Genomic DNA, 19,266 nt, shown 5'->3' on the forward strand with positions numbered 1-19,266 from the left:
CGAACGTGCCAAACCGGGCGTTGCGTGGTGGGCATTTTTAAACAGGATGTTTACAGGTTGGCTGTGCAGATCAAAAGCATCGCGGCTAAAGCCCCTCCCACATGAATCAACGATACCTGTGGGAGGGGGGCGGCCATCCGATTTAGCCGCGAGCTTTTGGGACCTTACGCGTGATCGCCATCGTCACGAATCTGTTGATAACGCTGCTCCAGCTCCTGGCGCAGCTCACGCCGCTGTTGGGCCTGTTTGAAGCGGCGTTTGCCTTCGACGCTCTCCGGTTCCAGTGGCTGCACAACCGTAGGTTTGCCGTCATCGCCCACCGCCACCATGGTGAAAAAGCAGCTGTTGGTGTGGCGCACGGAGCGTTCGCGGATGTTCTCGGTCACCACCTTCACGCCGATTTCCATTGAGGTGCGGCCGGTGAAGTTCACCGAGGCGAGAAAGGTCACCAGCTCGCCGACATGCACCGGCTCGCGGAAAATCACCTGGTCCACCGACAAGGTCACTACGTAGGTGCCGGCATAACGGCTGGCGCAGGCGAAAGCCACTTCATCGAGGTATTTGAGCAGCGTCCCTCCGTGCACATTGCCGGAAAAGTTGGCCATGTCGGGGGTCATCAGGACGGTCATTGTCAGCTGGGAGTTTCCGGGTTCCATGGTCGACTCGTATGGCTTGAGGAGAGAAAGGCCGCCAACCCTAGCGAGCGGCGCCGCCTGGCGCTGTTTGCCATTGGCTATTGGAACGATGGAAAGGAATAGCTCGTCACGCCCCGGCGCGCCATGGGGCAGCAAAAAATAGGCAAAAGCCGGGCCGCTCAGCGGGTGCCGGCCATACTCTGGGCGCGGCAGGCCGGCTGCTCTTCGCTTAAATCGCTGGCGCTGCAAGCCAGCCCATAGCGCTGACGCAGCGCCGCCAGCTCGCCGGCATGCTGCTCAAGAAAGCGGTTGAAGCGCTCCAGCAACTGCGGGTGATTGACCGTGCTCAAGTGGTAGCTGGTGCGCGCCAGCGGCAACGCCGGGTCGGCCAGCAGGCGGTCGTTGGCCTCGCCCATTTTCTGCAATTGCAGGCGCACCACTTCGGCATTGGCGTACACCGCGTCGATGCGTCCGCGCAGGGCCATGCGAATCAGCCCGGCAATGTCATTGGCTTCCAGCAGTTGCACCTGGCCGCTGGCGAGCTCGGCGTCCCAGGCCTGCGGGGTAAAGCCGCGCACGGTGCCGAGCCGTTTCACCGCCGCCAGCCCCAAACCCAGGCGCTCATGCAGCACCAGGCTGGCGTCCACCACGTTGATCGCGGCATGGCTGTAATGCAGGCGGCGGTCGCCCTTGAGGTCGCGCGACCATTGCGGGTTGTCGGGGAAGATCATGTCGAGGTTTTCGCTATTGAGCAGGTCGTGGTGCAGGCGATTGAGCGGGCGCGGCAACAGTTCGAGCTGCAGGTTCTGCTCGGCGGCAAAACGCTGCAGCAGCTCCACCGCATAGCCTTCCACCGGCTTGCCAGGCTGCGCGCGGAAGTACGGCATATAGTCGTGGCTCTCAATCCCGACGCGCAGCGTTTCGGCCTGCACCTGGCCGAACATCAACAGCGCTGTCAGCACCCACAAAACCCGCATACATCCACTCCGAAAACTGGTTCATCAAACGTAGCAGCTGATTTAAAAGTCGAGGGTTTCTGGGCTAGAGCCAGGCAAGGCGAGTACAGGCCGAAAAGCGCAGCGTACTGCAGTACGTGAGCATGTTTCGGCCTGTACTCAAGGCCGCATGGCCGACGCCCAGGAAGCCGTCAGGCGTGCACCAGGTACCAGCGCCAGTCTTGCTCGCCGACTTCACCCATGAACTCCCGGTATTCAGTGTTCTTGATCGCCAGATAGACCTGAAGGTACGCCTCACCAAACGCTTCTTTCGCCCACTCCGACTGTTCCAGCGCCTTCAACGCCGTCAGCCAATCGGTGGGCAGGAACTCGGTCGCCTGGGCATAACCATTGCCGGTGATCGGTGCACCGGGATCGAGCTGTTGGCGGATGCCGTGCTGGATGCCGGCGAGAATCGCGGCGGCGGCCAGGTACGGGTTGGCATCGGCGCCGCAGATGCGGTGTTCGATGTGCCGGCTAATGGCCGAGCCGCCCGGTACGCGCAACGACACGGTGCGGTTGTTGATGCCCCAGGTCAGCGCGAGCGGTGCGTAGCTGTTGGCCTGGAAACGGCGGAACGAGTTGGCGTTGGGACAGAACAGCGCCAACGAATCCAGCAGGGTGCTCATCATGCCGCCGATGGAGTGGCGTAGCAGCGGGGTGCCAGCCGGGTCTTCGCTGGCGTAAAGATTGTTGCCCTCGGCGTCGGCCAGGCTCACGTGCATGTGCATGCCGGTGCCGGCCAGGTCACCAAACGGCTTGGCCATGAAGCAGGCCTGCAGCCCGTGCTTGTTGGCCACGCCTTTGACCAGGCGCTTGTAGCGCACGCCCTCATCGATGGCTTGCAGGGCGTCGAAGCGGTGTTCGAGGGTGATCTCCACCTGCCCCGGGGCGTATTCGGAAATCGCCGTGCGTGCCGGTAAACCCTGGGCTTCGCAGGCGTCATACAAGTCGTTGAGAAACGGCTGCAGCTGTTCCAGCTCGTACACCCCGTACACCTGGGTGGCGTGGGGGCGGGCGCCGTTGGCCTGACGCGCTGGCAGCGGCCGCCCGTTGTCACCGCGCTCACGGTCGAGCAGGTAGAACTCCAGCTCCACCGCCATCACCGGGTGATAACCCTCGGCTTTCAGGCTATCGATCACCCGCACCAACACATGCCGGGGGTCGGCGACGGTGGCCGGCAAGCCGTGTTGCGGGTGCATGCTCACTTGCACCTGGCCGGTGGGCCGTTCGCGCCACGGTTGCAGGGTCAGGCTGCCGGGCAGCGGATAGGTCCAACAGTCGGCATCGCCAACTTCCCAGACCAGGCCGGTGTCTTCAACGTCATCGCCATTGATGGTCAGGCCGAGGATGGTGCTCGGCAGCGGTCGGCCATTGGCGTAGATCGCCAGCAGCTCGTCACGGTGCAGCAGTTTGCCGCGCGGCACGCCGTTGCTGTCGATGATAAACAGCTCGATGCTGCGCACTTGCGGGTTGGCGGCGAGAAAGTCGCGGGCTTCCTGAATGTCGGCGAAGGCCATGGTGGGGTTACTCAGTGGTTTCACGGGCGCCGGGACGTGCCAGCAGTTCGGTCAGAGCCTGGTCGAGGGTGCTCAGCAAGCGGTCGACGTCGGCTGCCGTGGTGTCCGGGCAGCACAGGGTCATGTTGTGGAACGGGGTGATGAGAATGCCGCGGTTGATCAGGTACAGGTGCAAAGCCATCTGCAGCTCGTCATGGAACGCCGCCTCGGCTTCGGCACCGGTGGCCGGCAGACGCGTGCAGAACTGGAACTCGCAGCGCGCGCCCAGTTGCGTCACGGACCAGGCCAACTGGTGTTTACCGATCAAGGCGGCAAAACCCTGCGCCAGGCGCTCGGCCAGCGGCAACATATGCGCGTAGGCCGCCGTGGTCATCACCTCTTCGAGGTTGACGCGCATGCAGTGCATGGCCAGGGCGTTGGCCGACAAGGTGGTGCCCATGCCGCTGTGGCCGTGGGCCTGGCCATGGCTGCTGGCACGGCTGCGCGCTTCGAGCATGGCCTGGGCCATGGCCGCCGTGCAGCCATACACCGAACAGGGCACGCCGCCGGCGATGGGTTTGCCGAGGGTGATGAAGTCCGGTTCCAGCGCCCATTCGCGGGTGCAGCCGCCGGGGCCGGTGGAGATGGTGTGGGTTTCGTCGATGATCAGCAGGGCGCCGTAGCGGCGGGTCAGTTCGCGCAGCTTGGCCAGGTAGCCCGGGGCGGGCAGGACCATGCCGATATTGGTCATCGCCGGCTCGCACAGCACGGCGGCGACGTCTTCTGTTTGCAGCGCCGCTTCCAGGGCGGCGAGGTCGTTGAACGGCACGCTGCGACTGTGTTCGGTGAGGTCATAGGCTTGGCCCAGCAAGCCTGGGCGGTGCACGGTTCGGCCGTCCTGGCAGCGCACCATCACATCATCGACGGTGCCGTGGTAGCAGCCATCGAACACCAGCAGGGTATTGCGCTGGGTAATGGCGCGCGCCCAACGCACCACGAAGCGGTTGGCGTCGGTGGCGGTGGTTGCCACTTGCCAATAGGGCAGGCCGAAGCGCTCGGCCAGTAGCTCGCCAACCACCACCGCATCTTCGCCGGGCAACATGGTGGTCAGGCCGTTGGCGCCTTGTTCGGCCAGGGCGCGGGCAATCGGAGCGGGGGAATGGCCGAACATGCTGCCGGTGTCGCCGAGGCAGAAGTCGACGTACTCATGGCCGTCCACATCATAAAAACGCGCGCCCTGGGCGCGGCTGACAAACAGCGGCGAGGGCGTCGACCAATCGCTCATCCAGTGCATCGGCACGCCACCGAACAACGAGCCACGGGCACGCTCGGCGAGGGCGATGGAGTTGGGGTTGTTGGCGAGAAAACGCGCCCGTTCCTGGGCGGCGAATTCGCCGATTACGCGGTCACTGATGCCACTGGCGGTCATGGAGAACATCTCGTTCGATTTTTCATACATGCTGATTTGTGATCACAGGCATGTCAAGCGAGACAAATATTGCGCCTTTTTGGTAGATTTTCTACAGTTTGTGATCACAACAAGCCTCCCCATATCCTCGCCCCTGGAAACCACCATGACCCACGAATGCAGCCTGACCCTCAATCAACTGCCGGCCCCGCCGGTCTCGGCCCGGTGAACCCCTTATGGCCGAGAACCTTCAAGACCAGCTTTACCAGCAACTGCGCGCCGGCCTGCTAGCCGGACATTTCAAACCGGGCGAACGCCTGAAAATTCGTGACCTTGCCAGTGCCCTGGGCACCAGCCCGATGCCGGTGCGCGCCGCCTTGCAGCGCCTGGTGGCCGAAGGCGCACTGGAAGGTGAGCCGCAGCGTTCCCTGCGCGTACCGGCGATGACCCGTGAACGTTTTCTGCATATTTTCCAGGTGCGCCTGGCGCTCGAAGGGCTAGCCGTGGAAAGCGCGGCCAGTCAGCTGACGACGGCCGACATGGCAGTGCTTGAAGGCTGCGTCGAACGCATGGAAAGCGCCCTGGAGCGCCGCGACGTGCAGGGCTACCTGAACGACAACAGCCAGTTCCACCTGACCCTCTACAGCGCCTGCGGCAACCCGATATTGCTGCGCCAGATCGAGAACCTGTGGCTACAGGTGGGGCCGTTCTTCAACCGGCTGTTCACCGAAGCGGACCTGTCGCTGCGCCTCAATGACTTCCACGACGACACCCTGAGCGCGTTGCGGGCCGGTGATGGCAAGGCCGCGCGCCTGGCCATGGAGCAGGACCTGACCTACTTCGGCAATTTCCTGCTCAACCTGCTGGACCTGGAAGGCGTGCAGGGTCAGGCACGGGGCTAGAGCTGCCGTTACCTTCAATTGCCTGGATCCCAGCCTGCGCTGGGATGACGGATGTCTTTGTCAAAAATACCGTCGTCCCAGCGAAGGCTGGGACCCAGAATCTGCGTGTGTAGGCGGATGCCCGGAGATGCCGGTGGCAAACAGTCCCGGCATAACTGTTTCATTCTATTGCTCCCGCCCAGAGCGCCTGGGCGGCGATGGTATGGTCGGACTTTTCTTACAATCCCCCGAGGGGGGCGTTGCAACAGGAGTCCGACGCCATGCATGCCATCAGCTTCATTCAAGACTTGGCCGTCATCATGCTGGTCGCCGGTATCGTCACCATCCTCTTCCATCGCTTCAAGCAGCCGGTGGTGCTCGGCTATATCGTCGCCGGTTTCATTATCGGTCCGCACACACCGCCCTTCGGCCTGATCCACGACGAACAAACGATCAAGACCCTGGCCGAGCTGGGGGTGATCTTTCTGATGTTTTGCCTGGGTCTTGAATTCAGCCTGCGCAAGCTGTTCAAGGTCGGTGCCACGGCGTTTATCGCGGCGTTCCTGGAAATCGTGCTGATGATCTGGCTCGGCTTCGAGATCGGCCGCTACTTCGGCTGGAGCACCATGGACTCGCTGTTCCTCGGCGCCATCCTGGCCATCTCCTCGACCACCATCATCGTCAAGGCCCTGGGCGACCTGAAGATGAAAAACGAGCGCTTCGCCCAGCTGATTTTTGGCGTGCTGATCGTTGAAGACATCCTCGGCATCGGCATCATCGCCTTGCTCTCGGGCATCGCCCTGAGCGGTAGCGTCGAGGCCGGCGAGGTGTTCGCCACGGTCGGCAAGCTCAGCCTGTTTATGGTGGTGGCGTTGGTCATCGGCATTCTGCTGGTGCCGCGACTGCTCGCCTACGTGGCCAAGTTCGAAAGCAACGAGATGCTCTTGGTCACTGTGCTGGGCCTGTGTTTTGGCTTCTGCCTGCTGGTGGTCAAGCTGGAATACAGCATGGTGCTCGGCGCGTTCCTGATCGGCGCGATCATGGCCGAGTCGCGCCAGTTGGCGCAGATCGAGCGGCTGGTGGAACCGGTGCGCGACCTGTTCAGCGCGATCTTCTTCGTCGCCATCGGCCTGATGATCGACCCCGCTGTGCTGGTGGAGTACGCCTGGCCGATTGTGGTCATCACCGTGGCTGTGGTGGTCGGCAAAGTGGTGTCGTGCAGCATCGGCAGCGTGATTGCCGGCAACGACGGGCGCACCTCGCTGCGCGTCGGCATGGGCCTGTCCCAGATCGGCGAGTTCTCCTTCATCATCGCCGCGCTGGGCATCAGCCTGCAGGTGACCAGCGACTTCCTTTACCCGGTAGCGGTGGCCGTCTCGGTACTGACCACCTTATCCACGCCTTACCTGATTCGCGTGGCTGACCCGCTGTCGAACAAGCTCGCCGCCGTGGTACCGCAGCCGGTGGCGCGGGTGTTCGGTATGTACGGTGAGTGGTTGCGCAGCATCCAGCCGCAAGGCGAGGGCGCGGTGTTGGCGGCGATGATCCGGCGGATTCTGTTGCAGGTGGGGGTGAATCTGGCGCTGGTGGTGGCGATCTTTTTTGTCAGCGCGTTTTTTGCCGATCGCCTGGCGCTGCACCTGGTGGACTGGGTGCAAGCCGATAACGCGCAGAAGGGCCTGATCTGGGGCGCGGCGCTGTTGCTTTCGCTGCCGTTCCTGATCGCCGCCTACCGCAAGCTCAAGGCGCTGTCGATGCTGTTGGCGGAGATGGGGGTGAAAGCGGAAATGGCTGGGCGCCACACGGCGCGGGTGCGCAAGGTGGTGGCCGAACTGATTCCGGCGTTGTCGCTGGTGGTGATTCTGCTGCTGTTAATGGCGCTGTCGGCGAGCATTCTGCCGACCCTGGAATTGCTGGTGCTGATCGCCCTGTTGGCGGCAGGCATCAGCGCGCTGCTGTGGCGCTGGCTGATCCGCGTGCATACGCGGATGCAGATTGCGCTGCTGGAGACGTTGGAACAGCGCGATCCGCATTGAGACTCCGTAGGAGCGGCTTCAGCCGCGATGCGCTTGATCTTGAAACGCATCGCGGCTGAAGCCGCTCCTACAGTTTCGTGCATGGCCGGGAAATCAGCTTTCCAGCCATACCTCGCGCGCCCACTTCCACACCGAGTCCCAGCTTTCGTCGGTGAGGTCTTCTTCGTCGCCGTCCCACAGCAGCACGGTGCCGTCGAGTTCGACGCAGTAGTAGTTGCCGTTGTCTTCACACAGCGGAATCAGCTCGCGCGGTACGCCGAGCGACCAGGCCACTGAGGCTACTTCTGGCAGGTAGGTGTGCGATTGCGGGTCGGTCACGGTGACCGGCTCCAGGCGGCCGTACACCACGTCACTGACTTTGAGCAGGAACTCACGGAACTCGAAAGGGATGCTGATCAGCAGCTGCTCTTCAATCTCCACCAGCAATTCTTCATCCGGCAGCTCCAGCGGCACCGGGACTTTCTCGTTGAGTTCACGCAGCTCGTCGATGACTTCTTCCATGGCTGGCTCTCCTCGGGCAATGGGGGGTGGATTTATACAGTAGCTGGGCCGAAGAAAAAAACTATCTGCTGGCGGTAAAAGCATCGCGGCTAAAGCCGCTCCTACGGATTGCACAACCTGTAGGAGCGGCTTTAGCCGCGATTGGTACATTCAGCGGTGAAGAAAACGTTAGCCGTTAACCACCAACTTGCTCGCCACCGCGTCACCCGAGAAGGTGGTGGTGATAGTCGGGTCGATCAACCGCGCCACCCCCACCTTAAGCGCATACAGGCTCAGCAGGCCCAACAGCCCGACCACCCAGATATGGTCGAGGAAGTAGTACGCCACCCCGGCACTGACCACAGCCACCACCAGCGCCACGCGCGCCGCTTGCAGGCGGGTGAGCTTTTCCACGTTCATGTTGAGGGTCGCCGGCAGGGCGCGGGCGATGCGTTGCAGGGCGTGGGCTTTGACCGTGGCGCTGAGGAATTCCAGGCTCAGGGTCTGGTCTTTGCCTCCGTCGTTGTAGGTCAGGCGGATGACGTCGTCGTAGTGCTCACTGGTGACTTTGCTGACAGTGTTGAGGTCGACCAGGGTGCGCTTGGTCTCTACCTTGGCGAGGATTTCTTCGAGGAAATTGCCGTTGAGGCCACCACGCTGATAGATCTCTTGCACCTTGCTGCGCTGTTTTTTGTCGAAGCTCAGCGACAGCACATGGCTGCCATCGAGCACGATCAGGCGGTCGTCTTCGACGTCCAGCCAGCTGTTCTCGGTGTAGAAGCCTTCCGGCAATTTGCCCTTGGGTTCACGGCCAAACAGCAGGGAGAGGATGAAATTGAGTACCAGCAGGGCCGGGATCAGCTTGGGCGCGACATCAAACAGGGCGCGCTCAAGGCCGTCCTCGCGGGCCAGGTTCTCGATGATCAGTTGCGGTTTGGCGCTGTCCGGCTTGCCCTCGGCGTACCAGACTTCCAGGGTCTCGTGGCCTTCCAGGGCGTTGTACTCGCCGTAGCCAATCGACTGGTCGTGCTCGTAGCGGGTGCCGTTGACGTCGTAGGTGTAGCTCAGCGAATAGACCGTGCGGGTTTTCTTGCGGCCTTTGAGGTTGCGGTACTCCTCTTCGGTTTCTTCCAGCGAGGCGACGGTGGCTTGTGCGCTGTTGTGCTGTTTGACCAGTTGGATGGCCGCGACTTGTTCCGGGCCTTTGATGTAGTAGGCGGCGGCGAGGCCGACGACGGCCAGCACGATCATGCTGACGCGGATCAGCAACTTACGTTTTTGCCCAGGGCTACGGCGCTTGGCCATGACTGACTCCTTTCTCTAGTTATGAACGTCCTTGAAGGCGGGCACATTGGCGCTGCCCGTGGCGAGTATCGGGGGAAACATTCGGTTACGACAAGCTTATAAATGCCAGACGAACAAAAGCATCGCGGCTGAAGCCGCTCCTACAAATTGTGCAATCTCGTAGGAGCGGCTTCAGCCGCGATGTTTTTAAATCTGCACATGCAAAAAACCCGGGCAAGCCCGGGTTTCTGTTGGTGCGTTCAGCGCGGTTAGCTGTTCTGACGGATACCCGCCACCAGCCACGGCGCGTTGTCGCCATTGGCGCGCTCCATGCGCCAGCTTTCGCTGAAGGCTTCACCCTGGTCGAAACGCGAGGTTTTGACGATGCCGCTGAAGGTCAGGGTGGCCACGGTCTTGTCGGCCAGCTCGTCGATACCGTCGAGTTGCGCCTGCAGCTCTTCGACGTAGGTGGACTGGAAACCGTCGCCCAGCTCTTCGCGTTCGGTCTTGAGGAAACTGAGCATCTGCGGGGTGACGAACTCGGCGATCTTGTCCATCTCCGACGCGTCCCAGTGCTGCTGCAGGGCCATGAAGTGCTCTTTGCCGGCTTCGACAAAACGCTGCTCATTGAACCAGCTCGGCGCATTGATCACCGGTGCGGCGCTTGCGGCGCTGCTGCCACCGAAGATCGATTTGGCCGCCGGGATCACCGGCTGATCGGCCGGCAGGTCGCGTTGCATTGGTGCATAACCACCAACACCAGCCGGTTGGCCGGCGTTCTGCTGACGGCGACGGGCAGCGATGAAGCGGAAGATCACAAAGGCGATCAGGCCGATGATCAGGAAGTCAAAGATCTGCATGCCCTGGAAGCCGCCGCCCATGAACATCGAGGCCAGCAGGCCACCAGCGGCCAGACCGGCCAGTGGGCCCATCCAGCGGGACATACCGCCAGCAGCGGCTGGCGTCGCCGCGGCTTTGCCAGGTGCGGCAGCCGGGGTGGTCGCTGGAGCGACCTGACGGGTCTGGTGGGTAGGCGCGGAGCCGAAGGATTTACCGCCGCCCATGCGTTTTGCATTGGCGTCGAGGCTGAGCGTCAACGCGACGCAAAGCATCATGGCCAGGCTGATGAAACGCTTCATGGTTCGCAACTCTCTCAATAAGGATCAACGCGCGCCATGTTGCACAGGGCGCCTGATGATGACCAGCGGCAGAATGTTTCCGGATTTATGTCCTCGGCGTTATTTGCTGTCAGGACTGCAGCCGGGCTTCACGCGCAACTGATGATCTTTACGTAGGACAATGCTGTCCGGCTTGCCGTTCGTGTAATCGAAGTGGCGGCTGAACCAGGCGGCAGACTCGGCCAGGGTGGCGTTGATCGGCGGCACGGCGAATTCCCAGTAGGGGTCATCGTCCAGGCGGCATTTGGCGCTTAGCTGGTAACGCGGTGCGTCATCGGCCACACGGTCTGTCTGTGGCTCTGGCCGGAACGGCAGACTGATCAGCACCAGGTCCTCGGTGTCGTCGTTCTGGTACTGGAGCAGCAGCTCGTTGCCGCGTACATCCAGCAGGCCCTTGCCGACACGCTGGAAGCCGAACGGCTGTTCCTTCATCAAATAACCGGCGCTGCGCAGGTACACCCAGCCGGGTTTGCTCGCATCAAACGGGGTGGCCGGGTAGGCCACGGTTTCCAGGTACTCCAGGCGTCGTTTGCCTGCGGCATCCGAATACAGCCGGAACAGCTCGTAGGCCCCTTCGCCGCGCGCCTTGATCAACGCCTGGCCGCCCGAAATCGGCAGTACTTCGAGCAGGCGCAGGTCCTCGCCGTACTGCCCGGCGATGGCGCGGTGCACCTTGTCGCCTTCACGAATCTGGTACACCCGCTGCTCGATGGGCGCGCCACCTTTTTGCGGGCGGTAGGCAAAGCGCACTTCTTCCAATTGCCACTGCTGGCCACGGGTGATGACCTGGGTGGTGGCCGGCAGTACGCAGCGTTGTTGGCGCAGGGCGGCGCTGATGCCGGGTTGGTCATCGTTCAGGCAGAGGTCCTCGGCCATCAGCGTTTGCATCGGGTAGGGGTCTTTGCCGGCGTTCAGGCGCGGGTTGGGGTTGGCTGCGCAGGCCTCCGGTTGCGGGTCGATGGTCTCGCCGCTGTCGTCGAAACTGGGGCTTTCGGCGTAGCCGATCGCTTCCGGGGTACGCGGCTGGCGGCCAAGGTCCGGCTCGCGCAGGCCGACATACCAACGCTGCAACGCCGGGCGCGGCAGTTGCTGGCTGGCTTTCAGGCGCAGCTGCGGAGTGGGGTTGGTGAGCAACTCGACGTTGGCATCGAACCAGCCCGGACCGTCCTGGAAGCGCAAGCTCTCCAAACTGGAGCTCTCTATCTGTGCGTACACCGGTGGGTGGGTGAACTCGAACCGCGGCAATACATAACAGGCCTTGCTCAGCGGCAGCTCGGCCACCGGTTTGCCCTGGCTGATGCTGATGGCGCGGATAAAGGAAGTTGGGCCGTGGTAGCCGTCTTCGACCAGCAAGGCGATATCGCCGCGCACGTCCAGCAGCACACCGGCGCCGACATCCACTATCCGCAGCGGGCTGATCTGTACCAAATGCAGGCGGTCTTCCTGCTGCACCGACAGCCAGCCGGGCATCCGCGCATCGGTGAACCAGTTCTGGCTCAGGTCACGCAGCAGCACCTGGCCGCCCAGGTGGCCATTTTCCACATGCAGATTGGCCAGCTCATAGTTGCCGCTGGTGCGGTACACCACCAAGGCGTCGTTCGGCCCGGCGCTGACGGCATCGAACACCGTGGTCAGCCGGGCATTCTCGTCGCTGGCACCCAGGGCCTTGCCGAGTTTTTCATCGCTCAAGGTCCGGCCGTTCATGCGCAGGGTGTAGCTCACCTCTTCGCGCAGCATGCCGGTGTTCCAGTCGCGCTTCTGACTGGCGTTGCGCTCGACCGAGAGCGCCGGGCCGTCTTTACCAAACCAGGCGGCCCAGGCGCTATGGGGAAGCACAAAGGAAGTGAGCAAAGCCAATACAGGAGTGAAACGCACGGCGAGAATCCTTTCGACCGGAATAAAGTGGAGGCGGAAAGAGCATCGCGGCTAGAGCCGCTCCTACGGGTACGCGTAACCCGTAGGAGCGGCTCTAGCCGCGATTGGTTCTAACAGAAAAGGCAGGGCTCAGAGCGGCTCGAGCTTGGCGTATCCCATCATCAACCACTTGCTGCCCTCAGCCGCAAAGTTCACCTGCACCCGCGCCTGCGCGCCGGCACCTTCGAAGTTGAGGATCACGCCCTCGCCAAACAGCGCATGTTTCACCGCCTGGCCCAGACGGAATTCGGTGTCCGGCACTTCGGCGTTGGCAAACATGCTGCTGGTGTTGGCGCCTTTATTACTGCTGCCGTACGGACGGCTGACGCTGTTGGACAGGCGCACTTCCTGGATCAGCGCCGGCGGCACTTCGCGGACGAAACGCGAGACCTTGTTGTAGGTCTCGCTGCCATACAGGCGGCGGGTTTCGGCGTAGGTCAGCACCAGGTTCTGCATGGCGCGGGTGATGCCCACGTAAGCCAGGCGGCGTTCCTCTTCCAGGCGGCCGGGTTCTTCCAGGCTCATCTTGTGCGGGAACAGGCCTTCTTCCATGCCCACCAGGAACACCAGCGGGAATTCCAGGCCCTTGGCGCTGTGCAAGGTCATCAGCTGCACGCTGTCTTCGTGTTCGTCGGCCTGGGTGTCGCCGGCTTCCAGCGAGGCGTGACCGAGGAAGGCGGCCAGCGGGGTGAGATCGTCCTCTTCGTTGTTCTCGAAGTTGCGCGCGGCGCTCACCAGTTCCTCAAGGTTTTCCACCCGGGCCTGGCCTTTTTCGCCTTTTTCTTCCTTGTGGTAGGTGATCAGCCCGGACTGCTCGATGACCGTCTGGGTCATCAGGTGCAGGGGCATGTCCATGACCTTGGCGGCGAGGTTTTCGATCAGCTCGATAAAGCCGCCCAGGGCGCTGGCCGCACGGCCGGTGACGCCCTTGTTGGCCACCAGCTGGCGCAGGGCTTCCCACATCGACAGGTCACTGTGGCGCGCGTGGTCGCGGATCGCCTCGACGGTTTTCTCGCCAATGCCACGTGCCGGTACGTTGATCACCCGTTCCAGCGCGGCGTCGTTGCCACGGCCTTCGAGCAGGCGCAGATAGGCCATGGCGTTCTTGATTTCGGCACGTTCAAAAAAGCGCTGGCCGCCGTAGATGCGGTAGGGGATTTTCTCCCGCAGCAAGGCCTCTTCGAGTACCCGCGACTGGGCGTTGGAGCGGTACAGGATGGCGATTTCGCTGCGCAGCAGTCCGTTTTTGCGCAGGTTGTCTTCGATGGTTTCCACCACGTAACGGGCTTCGTCGTGCTCGTTGAACGCGGCGTACAGGCTGATGGCGTCGCCTTCGCCGCCATCGGTCCACAGCTCTTTGCCCAGGCGCCCGCTGTTGTTGACGATCAGCGCGTTGGCCGCCTTGAGGATGCTCGCCGTGGAGCGGTAGTTCTGCTCCAGGCGAATGGTCTGCGCATCCGGGAAGTCGCTGGAATACTGATGAATGTTCTCGATCTTGGCGCCGCGCCAGCCGTAGATCGACTGGTCGTCATCGCCCACCACCATCAGGCTGTCGCCGCCTTTGCCGAGCAGGCGCAGCCAGGCGTATTGCACGGCGTTGGTGTCCTGGAACTCGTCCACCAGAATGTGTCGGAAGCGGCGTTGGTAGTGCTCGAGCAAACCGGGGTGGTCGCGCCACAGGTCGAGGGCGCGCAGCAGCAGTTCGGAGAAGTCGATAACCCCAGCGCGCTGGCAGGCTGCTTCGTAGGCCTCGTAAATGCTGCGCATGGTGGCCAGGAACATGTCGCCGCTGGGCTGGATATGTTTGGGCCGCAAGCCTTCGTCTTTCTGGCCGTTGATAAACCACTGGGCCTGCCGGGCGGGCCAGCGCTGTTCGTCCAGGCCCAGCTCGCGGATCACCCGCTTGACCAGGCGTTGCTGGTCGTCGCTGTCGAGAATCTGGAAGCTCTGGCTCAGCCCGGCTTCCTGCCAGTGCGCTCGCAACAGGCGGTGCGCCAGGCCGTGGAAGGTGCCCACCCACATGCCGGCCGGGTTCAGGCCGAGCAACTGCTCGATGCGGTGGCGCATCTCGGCAGCGGCTTTGTTGGTGAAGGTCACCGACAGAATCGAGTGCGGCGAGGCGTTTTCCACCTGGATCAACCAGGCGATACGGTGCACCAACACACGGGTTTTGCCGGAACCAGCGCCGGCCAGGACCAACTGACGCCCCAACGGGGCCGCTACGGCCTGGCGTTGAGCATCGTTGAGGGAATTCAGCAGAAAGGAGAGATCGTCGCGCATCGCGGCATTCTAGGGGGCCGGGGTGGTCAGGGCAAACGCGGCAAGACCAATGCGCGCACCGACGACCGGCCGGTCAGCCCGAGGCGTATTGGCGGCCTATCGAAAGTAAGGGGTATTCACGGTGAAAATGCCGACATTGAGCCTTGGGAGACGGGCGCGGCTTGTGTATGCTCCGGCCACGACTAGGCACAACCATTACAAGAAAAGGGCCTATGACCGCTAATTCCAGGCTACCTCTCGAGCTGCCGTTGGCAGAGACCGATCGGGACATTCGCCAGCTGTTTGCCACCGACATCGCCGTAGAACGCACTCGTCTGTTGTACGAGGGTTCACGCATTCCCACCCTGTTCATGCTGCTCTGCGGCCTGGCCTGCGCCTACCTGTTGTGGGAGCCGCGCGGTGGCTTGCTGCTGGCCGGCTGGCTGGTGGCAGTGGTGAGCCTGGCGGTACTGCGGCTGATTCAGGTGGCGGCGTTCAACGCCGCGTTGCCCTCACGCCAGGCCAAACCCATGTGGCGGCAGATGTTTCTGCTCGGCGCCTTCGCCTCGGGTGTAGCCCTGGCGGTGGGTGCCATCGGCCTGGTGCCGCCGGATGCGTTTTTCCAGCAGGTGCTGATGTTCGGCCTGATCAGCGCGGCGATTCTTTCCGCCAGTGTCGCCTACGCCGTCAGCCTTACCGCCTTTTTGACCTTTGCTCTGCCATGCCTGGTGCCGGCCGTCAGTTATCTGCTGCTGGCCGGTGAGCCGATGCAAAAAGGCTGGGGCGTGCTGGGCCTGATCCTGTTCGGCGCTTTGCTGGTGGTGGCCTGGCAGATCAATCGCCTGGTGCAGCGCAGCTTGGTGCAACGCTTCCACAACCAGGCGCTGATCAGCCGTCTGGAGCACGCTAAAGCCCAGGCCGAGGGCCTCAACGGCGAGCTGGCGCGCGAGATCGAACAGCGCCGCCGCGCCGAGCGCGAACTGCGTGACGCCCACAACGACCTGGAAATGCGCGTCGCTCAGCGCACCCTCGAGCTGGACGCCGCCAGCCATGCCCTGAGCAAGAGCGAAGCGCGCTTGGCCCTTGCCCTGGAAGCCAGCGAGCTGGGGATGTGGGACTGGAACCTGATCACCGACGAGGTGCACCACTCGCGCCTGAAGGAAATCTTCGGCCTCGACCCCGAAGCGGTCACCGTGATGCTGCGCGACCTCAAGCCGCGCCTGCACCCCGAAGACTTGCCGCTGTTGCGCCGCACGTTGGTGGAGCACATGAAGGGGCTGTCCGACGGCTACCAGATCGAATACCGCGTGCGCCACGCCAACAACCAATGGCTGTGGATCGAAGACCGCGGCCGCGCCGTCGAGCGCGATGCCAGCGGCCGGGTCACGCGCATGCTCGGCACCCGCCGTGACATCACCGCCTGGAAAGGCCGCGAAGAAGAACAACGCCTGGCCGGCATCGTGTTCGAGGCGGCGAGCGAGGGCATCATCATCCTCGACCCGGACTACAAGGTACTGGCCGTCAACCAGGCCTACAGCGACGTCACCGGCTACAGCGCCGAGGAAGTGCATGGCCAGAGCGTGGCGCGGATGATCGGCAGCCGCGACACCCGTCGCCAGTACGAAGTGATCCGCCAGGAGCTGGAGCACAGCGGCAAGTGGCAGGGCGAGCTGGTGGAAACCCGCAAGAACGGCGAGCTGTACCCGCAGTGGCTGCAACTCAATGTGGTGCGCGATGCCCGTGGGCGGGTCAGCCACATCGTCGGCTTCTTCGCCGACCTCACTTCGCGTCGCGAAGCCGAAGAGCGCCTGCGCTACCTGTCGCACTACGACGAACTCACCGGTCTGGCCAACCGTGCCTTGTTCAAGGCGCGGCTGCACGAAGCCAGCCAGCGTGCCCGTCAGGGTGAGCGCACCCTGGCCCTGCTGCACATCGACCTCGACCGCTTCAAGATGCTCAACGACAGCCTCGGCCATGAAGTCGCCGACCAGCTGCTGCGGCAGATGAGCCGGCGCCTGACCCAGTCGATGCCCGAGGCCGACACCCTGGCGCGGCTGTCTGGCGATGAATTCGCGGTGATCCTCGACAGCTACGGCAGCCTGTCCAACCTCGCGCGCCTGGCCAGCCGTTTGCTGACCAAACTGCGCATGCCGATGACCGTCGGCGGCCAGGAACTGGTGGTCAGCGCTTCGATTGGCATCAGCCTGCTGCCCGACAACGCGCGGGAAATGAGCGCCCTGATCAGCCAGGCGAACATGGCCATGCAGCACGCCAAACACCTGGGTGGTAACACCTTCCAGTTCTTCACCGACAACTTGCAGGCCTGCACCCTGGAACGCCTGCAACTGGAAAACCAGCTGCGCAAAGGCATCGAGCTGGGCCAGCTGGAAGTCTTCTACCAACCGAAACTGTGCCTGGCCACCGATACCCTGGCCTCGGCCGAGGCGCTGGTGCGTTGGCGCCACCCGGAACTGGGCCTGGTGCCGCCGGGCGACTTTATCGGCCTGGCCGAAGAAACCGGGCTGATCGCGCCGATTGGCGAGTTCGTGCTGCGCCAGGCCTGCCGCCAGGCGCGCGAATGGCAGGTGCTGGGGCTGGCCGATATTCGTGTGTCGGTGAACCTCTCGGTGCACCAGCTGCGCCAGGGCAACCTCACCAGCCTGGTACGCCAGGTGCTCGACGAAACCGGCCTGGCGCCGCACTTCCTCGAACTTGAGCTGACCGAAAGCCAGCTGCTGGATAACGTCGAGAACGTCATCAGCACCTTCCACCAGCTGCGGCAGATGGGGGTCAAGCTGGCGATCGACGACTTCGGCACCGGTTACTCCTCACTGAGCTACCTGAAGCGTTTCCCGGTGGACTACGTGAAGATCGACCAGTCGTTTATCCGCGACCTGTCGGCCAACGGCGAAGACGCCGCCATCACCCGTGCGATCATCGCCATGGCCCACAGCCTGGAGTTGAAAGTGGTTGCCGAAGGGGTGGAAACCCAGGCACAGATGAACTTCCTCAAGGCCCAGCAGTGCGACGAGATTCAGGGCTTTTTGATCAGCCGGCCGTTGGCCGCAGAGCATTTCGTCAAATTGCTGCTGGAGCAGAGCAGTATCGCGTCCTGATGGGCGCCAACCCATCAATCACCGTCATTCCAGCGCAGGCTGGAATCCAGACTGCCGGAAAGGACGGCGTTTCCTGAGCCATTCTGGGTCCCAGCCTGCGCTGGGACGACGGTGGTGAGTTCAGCAACTGCGAAGCCTTCGTGGTTTTTTCCGTACCTGCTGCACAGTTTCACGCATCCCTCGCCCTGCCTTTGTCAGCCTGTGCCCGAGCGCGCAATTCCTCAGCGCCAACCTCGCCATCATGCGCGGCCGCACGCGCCCTGCGTGGTTCCAACGATGAGGAGAGCCGACATGCTCAAGAAGTACCCCCGCCTGCTGACGGCTCTGGCTTTGGCCTCGGCCAGCCTGTTGCCCAACGCTGCTCTGGCCTTGAGCGTGGGCGAAGCCCAAGTGTTGTCCAGCCTGAGCCAACCGCTGCGTGCGCAGATCGACCTGCAAGGCGTGCGTGACCTTGGCCCCGAAGAATTGAAAGTACGCCTGGCCTCGCCAGAAGCGTTCAAAAAGGCCGGTATCGAGCGCGACGGCGCCGTGCTGGCGCTGCAGTTCGAAACCAAGCTCAACGCCAAAGGGCAGAGCATGATCCGCGTGACCTCCTCGCGCCCGATCACCGAGCCCTACCTGAATTTCCTCGTCGAAGTGGTTTCCCCTGACGGCCTGCAGCTGCGTGAATACAGCCTGCTGATCGACCCGCCGAACTACGCCTTTGCGGCGCCGGCCCCGGTCAGCGCGCCGGTGGCCAGTGTCGCCCCAGCGGTGAAAACCAAGGCGCCAGTTGCGGCCCCGGCCGTTGCTGCAGCTTCTGCGACCTCCGCTGCGCCAGTGGCGGCTGCCACCCCGTCGGCCAGTTCGACGGCAGACGGTCCTGTCGCCGGTGGCCAGTACCGCACCCGTAACAACGACCGCCTGTGGGATATCGCCCAGGCCATCCGCGGTGACGCCTCACCGCACCAGGCCATGCTGGCGATTCAGCGTATGAACCCGGACGCCTTCAACAACGGCGATATCAACCGGATGAAGACGGCGCAAAACCTGCAACTGCCCAACCGCGAACAACTGCACGCTACGGGTCGCACTGAAGCGTTGGCCCAACTCGATGCGCGCAAACGCAGCGAAGCCGGCAGCGCCCCCGCCACCCCGGCGGCCAGCGACAAACTCAGCCTGGTTGGCGAGCAGGGCAGCGGTCGTGCCGAACACAAAGACGGCGCCAAAGGCAGCAAGGCTGCCGCCAAGCAGGAAGCCGACAACCGCCTGGCAATCACCCAGGAAGAACTTGCCCAGGCCCGTCGCGAAGGTGAAGAGCTGTCCAGCCGCGTTGCCGACCTGCAATCGCAGCTGGATAAACTGCAACGCCTGATCGTGCTCAAAGACAGCCAGCTGGCCGAGCTCACCGCGCGTCTGGCCAAGCTCAACAACGAAGCTGAAAGCAAAGGCGAACTGGCGCAGGTGCAGCCCACCGCCAATCGTTGATCGTTGACGTGCAGGCTGGAAATTCCCGCCTGCACTTTTTTGTTTGTGGATAACCCTAAAATCCCGCACCGGCTGGGTAAGCCGGCGCAGGGCACCGAAGTGCTCTAGGGAAGG

13 protein-coding genes are annotated in these 19,266 nt (G+C 63.0%); 4 read left to right on the plus strand and 9 right to left on the minus strand.

The genetic code is table 11. The annotated features are described in order from the left end of the window. Nucleotides 1–164: 164 nt before the first annotated feature. The 4 genes from C8K61_RS06160 to C8K61_RS06175 all read right to left on the minus strand — a co-directional run bounded on the left by C8K61_RS06160 (nucleotide 165) and on the right by C8K61_RS06175 (nucleotide 4,558). Entirely contained in the window at nucleotides 165–656 is a 492-nt protein-coding gene (locus C8K61_RS06160) for an acyl-CoA thioesterase (RefSeq protein ID WP_108095317.1), read from the minus strand. A 158-nt stretch (nucleotides 657–814) separates the two neighbouring features. After that, nucleotides 815–1,612: an ABC transporter substrate-binding protein gene (locus C8K61_RS06165; protein ID WP_108095318.1), complete on the minus strand. Its 798-nt coding sequence runs from the start codon at nucleotides 1,610–1,612 to the stop codon at nucleotides 815–817. 170 nt (nucleotides 1,613–1,782) lie between these two features. After that, nucleotides 1,783–3,150 (minus strand): glutamine synthetase family protein, encoded by a 1,368-nt coding sequence (locus C8K61_RS06170; RefSeq protein ID WP_108095319.1) that lies wholly within the window; start codon nucleotides 3,148–3,150, stop codon nucleotides 1,783–1,785. Between the two features lie 7 nt (nucleotides 3,151–3,157). Next, nucleotides 3,158–4,558: an aspartate aminotransferase family protein gene (locus C8K61_RS06175; RefSeq protein WP_108095320.1), complete on the minus strand. Its 1,401-nt coding sequence runs from the start codon at nucleotides 4,556–4,558 to the stop codon at nucleotides 3,158–3,160. A 215-nt stretch (nucleotides 4,559–4,773) separates the two neighbouring features. Between C8K61_RS06175 and C8K61_RS06185 the strand changes: the two genes are divergently transcribed. Continuing rightward, a complete protein-coding gene (locus C8K61_RS06185; RefSeq protein ID WP_108095322.1) occupies nucleotides 4,774–5,439 on the plus strand; it encodes a GntR family transcriptional regulator in 666 nt (221 codons plus the stop codon). 260 nt (nucleotides 5,440–5,699) lie between these two features. Next, nucleotides 5,700–7,454, plus strand: coding sequence for a cation:proton antiporter (locus tag C8K61_RS06190; protein WP_108095323.1), 1,755 nt, complete (start codon nucleotides 5,700–5,702; stop codon nucleotides 7,452–7,454). A gap of 93 nt (nucleotides 7,455–7,547) precedes the next feature. On the opposite strand, the gene C8K61_RS06195 is transcribed toward C8K61_RS06190, so the two are convergent. From C8K61_RS06195 to uvrD, 5 genes are all read right to left on the minus strand, one after another. Beyond that, complete coding sequence (locus C8K61_RS06195) at nucleotides 7,548–7,955, minus strand: SMI1/KNR4 family protein (protein WP_108095324.1); 408 nt, start codon at nucleotides 7,953–7,955, stop codon at nucleotides 7,548–7,550. A 168-nt stretch (nucleotides 7,956–8,123) separates the two neighbouring features. Continuing rightward, on the minus strand, nucleotides 8,124–9,239 hold the full coding sequence (locus tag C8K61_RS06200) for a DUF3592 domain-containing protein (protein WP_108095325.1): 1,116 nt from the start codon (nucleotides 9,237–9,239) through the stop codon (nucleotides 8,124–8,126). Between the two features lie 248 nt (nucleotides 9,240–9,487). Further along, entirely contained in the window at nucleotides 9,488–10,357 is an 870-nt protein-coding gene (locus tag C8K61_RS06205) for a Tim44 domain-containing protein (protein ID WP_108095326.1), read from the minus strand. A gap of 99 nt (nucleotides 10,358–10,456) precedes the next feature. Then, the gene (locus C8K61_RS06210) at nucleotides 10,457–12,271 is read right to left on the minus strand and encodes a hypothetical protein (protein WP_108095327.1); all 1,815 of its coding nucleotides are present in this window, start codon (nucleotides 12,269–12,271) and stop codon (nucleotides 10,457–10,459) included. 129 nt (nucleotides 12,272–12,400) lie between these two features. Beyond that, nucleotides 12,401–14,590, minus strand: a complete 2,190-nt coding sequence (gene uvrD, locus C8K61_RS06215) for a DNA helicase II (protein ID WP_108095328.1) — start codon at nucleotides 14,588–14,590, stop codon at nucleotides 12,401–12,403. 212 nt (nucleotides 14,591–14,802) lie between these two features. On the opposite strand from uvrD, the gene C8K61_RS06220 reads away from it, so the two are divergent. Together C8K61_RS06220 and C8K61_RS06225 are read left to right on the plus strand one after the other, a co-directional pair. Continuing rightward, the gene (locus tag C8K61_RS06220; protein ID WP_108095329.1) at nucleotides 14,803–17,685 is read left to right on the plus strand and encodes an EAL domain-containing protein; all 2,883 of its coding nucleotides are present in this window, start codon (nucleotides 14,803–14,805) and stop codon (nucleotides 17,683–17,685) included. 291 nt (nucleotides 17,686–17,976) lie between these two features. Beyond that, a complete protein-coding gene (locus tag C8K61_RS06225) occupies nucleotides 17,977–19,152 on the plus strand; it encodes a FimV family protein (protein WP_108095330.1) in 1,176 nt (391 codons plus the stop codon). Nucleotides 19,153–19,266: the final 114 nt, after the last annotated feature.

This window comes from Pseudomonas sp. GV071 (assembly GCF_003050835.1).
Lineage (GTDB): Bacteria > Pseudomonadota > Gammaproteobacteria > Pseudomonadales > Pseudomonadaceae > Aquipseudomonas.

What these genes read in the sequence shown, in the direction of transcription:
- C8K61_RS06160 (WP_108095317.1), bottom strand. Translation starts at nt 656, where the DNA reads ATGGAACCCGGAAACTCCCAGCTGACAATGACCGTCCTGATGACCCCC.
- C8K61_RS06165 (WP_108095318.1), bottom strand. Translation starts at nt 1,612, where the DNA reads ATGCGGGTTTTGTGGGTGCTGACAGCGCTGTTGATGTTCGGCCAGGTG.
- C8K61_RS06170 (WP_108095319.1), bottom strand. Translation starts at nt 3,150, where the DNA reads ATGGCCTTCGCCGACATTCAGGAAGCCCGCGACTTTCTCGCCGCCAAC.
- C8K61_RS06175 (WP_108095320.1), bottom strand. Translation starts at nt 4,558, where the DNA reads ATGACCGCCAGTGGCATCAGTGACCGCGTAATCGGCGAATTCGCCGCC.
- C8K61_RS06185 (WP_108095322.1), top strand. Translation starts at nt 4,774, where the DNA reads ATGGCCGAGAACCTTCAAGACCAGCTTTACCAGCAACTGCGCGCCGGC.
- C8K61_RS06190 (WP_108095323.1), top strand. Translation starts at nt 5,700, where the DNA reads ATGCATGCCATCAGCTTCATTCAAGACTTGGCCGTCATCATGCTGGTC.
- C8K61_RS06195 (WP_108095324.1), bottom strand. Translation starts at nt 7,955, where the DNA reads ATGGAAGAAGTCATCGACGAGCTGCGTGAACTCAACGAGAAAGTCCCG.
- C8K61_RS06200 (WP_108095325.1), bottom strand. Translation starts at nt 9,239, where the DNA reads ATGGCCAAGCGCCGTAGCCCTGGGCAAAAACGTAAGTTGCTGATCCGC.
- C8K61_RS06205 (WP_108095326.1), bottom strand. Translation starts at nt 10,357, where the DNA reads ATGAAGCGTTTCATCAGCCTGGCCATGATGCTTTGCGTCGCGTTGACG.
- uvrD (WP_108095328.1), bottom strand. Translation starts at nt 14,590, where the DNA reads ATGCGCGACGATCTCTCCTTTCTGCTGAATTCCCTCAACGATGCTCAA.
- C8K61_RS06220 (WP_108095329.1), top strand. Translation starts at nt 14,803, where the DNA reads ATGACCGCTAATTCCAGGCTACCTCTCGAGCTGCCGTTGGCAGAGACC.
- C8K61_RS06225 (WP_108095330.1), top strand. Translation starts at nt 17,977, where the DNA reads ATGCTCAAGAAGTACCCCCGCCTGCTGACGGCTCTGGCTTTGGCCTCG.